General features: G+C 74.4%; 5 protein-coding genes. 2 read left to right on the top strand and 3 right to left on the bottom strand.

Annotated elements, in window-relative coordinates:
* Window positions 1-108: 108 nt before the first annotated feature.
* Window positions 109-444, top strand: a complete 336-nt coding sequence (locus tag ACIQOV_RS32840) for a hypothetical protein (protein WP_401054374.1) — start codon at window positions 109-111, stop codon at window positions 442-444.
* Between the two features lie 124 nt (window positions 445-568).
* On the opposite strand, the gene ACIQOV_RS32835 is transcribed toward ACIQOV_RS32840, so the two are convergent.
* Window positions 569-862 (bottom strand): hypothetical protein, encoded by a 294-nt coding sequence (locus tag ACIQOV_RS32835; RefSeq protein ID WP_380542257.1) that lies wholly within the window; start codon window positions 860-862, stop codon window positions 569-571.
* A 74-nt stretch (window positions 863-936) separates the two neighbouring features.
* Between ACIQOV_RS32835 and holA the strand changes: the two genes are divergently transcribed.
* A complete protein-coding gene (gene holA, locus ACIQOV_RS32830; RefSeq protein WP_401054372.1) occupies window positions 937-1,935 on the top strand; it encodes a DNA polymerase III subunit delta in 999 nt (332 codons plus the stop codon).
* Window positions 1,936-1,996: 61 nt separating this feature from the next.
* Here holA and ACIQOV_RS32825 read toward each other — a convergent pair whose 3' ends face one another.
* Both ACIQOV_RS32825 and rpsT read right to left on the bottom strand, forming a co-directional pair.
* The gene (locus tag ACIQOV_RS32825; protein ID WP_401054371.1) at window positions 1,997-2,812 is read right to left on the bottom strand and encodes a hypothetical protein; all 816 of its coding nucleotides are present in this window, start codon (window positions 2,810-2,812) and stop codon (window positions 1,997-1,999) included.
* Window positions 2,813-3,089: 277 nt separating this feature from the next.
* On the bottom strand, window positions 3,090-3,359 hold the full coding sequence (gene rpsT / locus ACIQOV_RS32820; protein WP_030309778.1) for a 30S ribosomal protein S20: 270 nt from the start codon (window positions 3,357-3,359) through the stop codon (window positions 3,090-3,092).
* Window positions 3,360-3,566 lie beyond the last annotated feature (207 nt).

Raw genomic sequence — 3,566 nt, 5'->3', positions numbered from 1 at the left:
TACGTGTGAGTGTTTTAACGCGTGGGGCTCTCCCCAGCGGGGGGGGGGCGCCCCCCCCCAAAACCGGTCCCGGGGCGCCCGGGCCGCGCCCGGCCCCGCGCCGGAGAAATGCCACAAGCTCAGGGGGAGGTGAAGGCAGCCCGCGGCAAGGTGCCACAGGAACGCGCAAAGGCCTGGAAATGCGGGTTGCGGCGCGCTCCGGGCAAGCCGGAGCGCGGCACGGCCGCGCCGGCCCGCCGGTTCGCGCACCGGGCCTGCCGGGAGGCGGTCCAACTCCTGTACGACGCCATGGGATCGGCCGCGATCTACACCGAGCGCACCCCGCTCGACCGCTGCCTGCGCGACGTCATCACCGCGGGCCGGCACGTAGCCCCGGCGGAGAAGGTCCTCGACGGCGTCGGCGACCTCCGGCTCGGGGGCGCCCCCGGCTCCCCGCACTTCTGATCCGGCCGGGCCGGGCCGGGCGGGCAGGGGCGCCGACGGCGGGGCCGGCTCGCCGCCGCGGTGGTCGAGCCGGCCCGGAAGGTGTCGGGGTGCCGGGTGCCGGGTGCGGGCGCGGGCGCGGGCCTCAGGCCTCCTCGCGCCAGCCCTCGTAGCCGGTCGCGAGGGTGTCGAGGGCGTGCAGCAGGGCGGGGGTCCAGCCGTTCTCCGGGGCCTCGGCGACGACCAGCCACTGGGCGTCCTCGGCGTCGTCCTCGCCCGCGAGCGCGTCACGGACGACTTCGAGCTCGCCGAGGTCGGGCTGGGTGGCGCCGAGTTCCTCGGCCGCCTCCTGGGCGGTGTCGCGGTCGGGCAGGACGAGCAGTTGCCGGGCGTACGGGTCGTCGACGTCCGGGAGGTCGGTGGTCTGGTTCTCGCTCACCGGGCCATTGTCCAGGTCGGGCCGCCCGCTCCGTCGGGCGGGAGTGTCCGCGGCCCGTGGGATGCTGGTAGGCGATGGCCAGGAAGAGTGCACCCGACGACCTGCTCGCCCCGCTGACCCTCGCGGTCGGCCAGGAGGAGCTGCTGCTGGACCGCGCGGTCGCCCAGGTGGTGGCGGCGGCGAAGGCGGCGGACCCGGACACCGACGTGCGGGACCTGCCGCCCGGCGGCCTGCAGCCCGGCAGCCTGGCCGAGCTGACCACGCCGTCGCTGTTCGCCGAGCGCAAGGTGATCGTGGTCCGGGCCGCACAGGACCTCTCCGCCGACTCGGTGAAGGAGGTCAAGGCGTACATCGAGGCGCCGGCCGAGGAAGTGATCATGGTGCTGGTGCACGCCGGCGGCGCCAAGGGCAAGGGCCTGCTGGACGCCGGGCGCAAGGCCGGCGGGCGTGAGGTGGCCTGCGCCAAGCTGGCCAAGGCGAGCGAGCGGCTGGCCTTCGTCAAGGGCGAGTTCCGCACCCTGGGCCGCTCCGCGACCCCGGAGGCCTGCCAGGCGCTGCTGGACGCGCTCGGCAGCGACCTGCGCGAGCTGGCCGCCGCCTGCCACCAGCTGACCTCGGACGTCGAGGGCGCGATCGACGAGACGGTGGTGGCCCGCTACTACAGCGGCCGGGCCGAGGCGACCGGCTTCGAGGTGGCGGACCTGGCGGTCACCGGCCGGGCCGCGGAGGCGCTGGAGCGGCTGCGCTGGGCGCTGGCCGTCGGCCAGCCGCCGACCGGCATCACCTACGCGCTGGCCTCCGGGGTGCGCAGCATCGGCCGGCTGGCGAGCGCCGGGCGGAACATGCGCCCGGGCGACCTGGCCCGTGAGCTGGGCATGCCGCCGTGGAAGGTCGACCGGGTCCGCCAGCAGATGCGCGGCTGGACGGGCGACGGGGTGGCCACCGCGCTGACCGCGATCGCCCAGGCCGACGCCGCGGTCAAGGGCGGATCGGACGACCCGGCCTACGCCCTGGAACGCGCGGTGGTCGCCGTCGCCCGGGCCGCCCGGGCCGGCTCCCGGCCCACCTACTGACGGCCCGCCCACTGATGGTCCGCCCACTGACGGCGCGGGGCGGCGGTGCGAGCGGTCCGGCCTACTTCTTCATGGCCCGGAGGGCGTCCTGCCCGTCGGACTGGAGGGCGCCGCGCAGCTCGTCCTTGGACGGCGGCTTGCCCTTGCCCTCGGTGTAGCTGGCCGAGTAGGTGACGTAGTACGTCATCCCGCCGTCGCGGATGTCCAGCTCGGCGTAGACGCTGTGGTACTGGTCCGAGCCGTCGTCCTTGTACAGGAAGTACGCCTCCTCGCCGAGCCCCGCGATGTCGGTGACCTGGTAGCCGCGCGCCCGGTAGAGCTCCTTGTTGGCCTCCAGCTCGGGTGCCGGGTTGACCGCCTTGTGCAGGTCGACGCGCATGTAGAGATTGGCGTACTCGCTGTCGCTGGTGCCGCCGGTGCGCTTGAGCGACATCGAGCAGTTCATGCTGTCCAGCGCCGGGTGCCGGTCGGTGTGGTGGGTCGGCTTGGAGGTGTCCGAGACGGAGTACGTCTGGAGGATCTTCGTGGGCTTGCCGGTGGTGCAGAAGTCGTCGGAGAGCCGGTAGCCGCGCAGGTCGCGCGGGGAGGACTGGCTGGTGACGAGGCCGGGGACGGTCATCACGGCGGCGGCCCAGCCGACCGAGACGATCACCGCTCCGACGAACGCCCAGACGGCGTTGCGCCGCAGGTTCCCGCTCCGTCCGGGGCCCGGGGCGGCGGGCAGGCCGGGCGCGGTGGGCAGCCCCGGCGGCGGTCCGAAGCCGCCCGCGCCCGCGGGCCCCGGAGCGCCCGGTACCGGCTGCGCGCCCCCGCCCGGTTGCTGCGGGAAGCCGTACCCCGGTCCGTTCGGTGCCGGTGGCGGCGGTGGCGTCGTCATGGAAGTTCCCCCTGGACCTGGCGTCGGGGTGCTCCCCGCACCTCGAACCGCACCTCGAACGGACCCGACCGACCATAGCGGCCGGACCGCGGAACGCGACAGGCGCCGCAGTGGTCTCCGGGGAGGAGGCCGACTGCGACGCCTGTCGCACTGCTTGGTTGCACCGCACCCGCGTGGCGAACGCAGGCCGCGTACGGTGCGAGTCTCGCGCGCGTCGGGGGTCCGGGTAGAGGGCCGGGTCGTCCCGAAGCGATGGGGGTCACCGCCCCCGGGGGCGTCAGGCCTGGACGGCCGTGTTGACGCGCTTGGTGATGGCCGACTTCTTGTTGGCGGCCTGGTTGGCGTGGATGACGCCCTTGCTCACGGCCTTGTCCAGCGCCTTGGAGGCGGCGCGGGCCAGCTCGGTGGCCTTCTCGGTCTCGCCGGCGGCAGCGGCCTCACGGGCCTTGCGCAGAGCGGTCTTCAGCGAGGACTTGACGGCCTTGTTGCGCAGGCGCGCCTTCTCGTTGGTCTTGTTGCGCTTGATCTGGGACTTGATGTTCGCCACGAAGGAGCCTCAGTCTGTCTAAAGATTGTGAACGGGGTTGCAACCGGCGGCCTTCGGTCAGGCTGAGAGGGCATGCCGAGGCCAGGTGCAGCAACCCACGCTACCAGGGGCCCGTTGCCCGCCCCAAACCGGGCGCCCGCGAGGACCGCCCCCGGGCCCGCGCGAGGACCGCCCCCGACGCCCGAGAGGAGCTTCCCCGACGCCCCC

Source organism: Kitasatospora sp. NPDC091257, assembly GCF_044757675.1.
In the GTDB taxonomy this organism is placed as follows: domain Bacteria; phylum Actinomycetota; class Actinomycetes; order Streptomycetales; family Streptomycetaceae; genus Kitasatospora; species Kitasatospora lactacystinica.
Note: the sequence above shows the minus strand (reverse complement) of the source record. Positions and strands in the feature narration are given on the sequence as shown.